The organism is Synechococcus sp. BA-120 BA3 (genome assembly GCF_034931285.1).
Classification (GTDB): Bacteria; Cyanobacteriota; Cyanobacteriia; order PCC-6307; family Cyanobiaceae; genus Cyanobium.
The window spans coordinates 1-806 of sequence record NZ_JAYGHZ010000497.1; the positions used below are offsets into that span (position 1 = coordinate 1).

The following is an 806-nucleotide window of genomic DNA, read 5'->3' on the forward strand; positions in this document are numbered from 1 at the left end:
CGCCAACGCCGAGCAGCTGCTGGGCCGCTGGCAGGGCCAGGCGGCCACGATCAGCGCCGACTGGCCCGAGGCCGACACCAGCGACGTGCAGCTGGAGCTGGGGCCCGCGGACCTGGCGGAGCTGCGACTTCTGCCCGATGGCGGCTTCGTGCGCCTGCCGGAGCAGGTGAGCCACCGGGCGGCCTTCGAGCTGGTGGGTGGCTGGCTGCCAGCCCCGGGCCGGATGGAGCGCCTCATCCGCCGTTATGACGCCACCGGCGCCTGGGTCTCCGCCAGCCACGAGGTGCTGGAGCGCGTCTGAGGGGCCGCGCCATTCGAGGGCGTTGTGGTTGATATCAATTTTGGGTTCGTTGCCGCGGCGCAGCCAGCTGAAGCCATGGGAGTTGAGAGCCTCAGGTTCATGGAGGGCCACCTTCGGCCAGGAAGTATTTTCGCTGGGGATCCTTGGCGCTGGTGCCGATCTCGCGCACCAGGCCGCGATCGATCAGACGGCTCAGCCGCGTGCGCGTAGCCCGGGCCGACAGTCCGATGATGGCCGCAATCTCACGGGTGGCCAACCCCTGGCCTTCCTTCAGGCTGGCGAGGATCGCCCGCTCAGTGGCGTCGACCACTGCTGGGCCCACGGGGACGGTGGGAATGGTGACGCGAAAGCGATTGGCGATCTCCTCGAAGATCGGCGTCCGCTGGATGCCGCTGCCCCATTGCTCGATCAGCCCCAGCGCCTGGAAGACGCGGCCGATCACGCGGTTGCGCAGCCTGGACACACCATGGGGCAGATCCTCCACGGTGAGCCCAAAGGGCAACAG

At 68.9% G+C, this 806-nt stretch carries 1 protein-coding gene and 1 pseudogene; one reads left to right on the forward strand and one right to left on the reverse strand.

Going from position 1 to position 806, the window contains the following annotated elements:
* A pseudogene (locus VB737_RS17135) lies at positions 1 to 301 on the forward strand (DUF3598 family protein); the annotation flags it as partial.
* Positions 302 to 398: 97 nt separating this feature from the next.
* Here the strand turns inward: VB737_RS17135 and VB737_RS17140 are convergent.
* Positions 399 to 806: winged helix-turn-helix transcriptional regulator (locus VB737_RS17140; RefSeq protein ID WP_500314750.1), on the reverse strand; the 408-nt coding region annotated here is incomplete at its 5' end.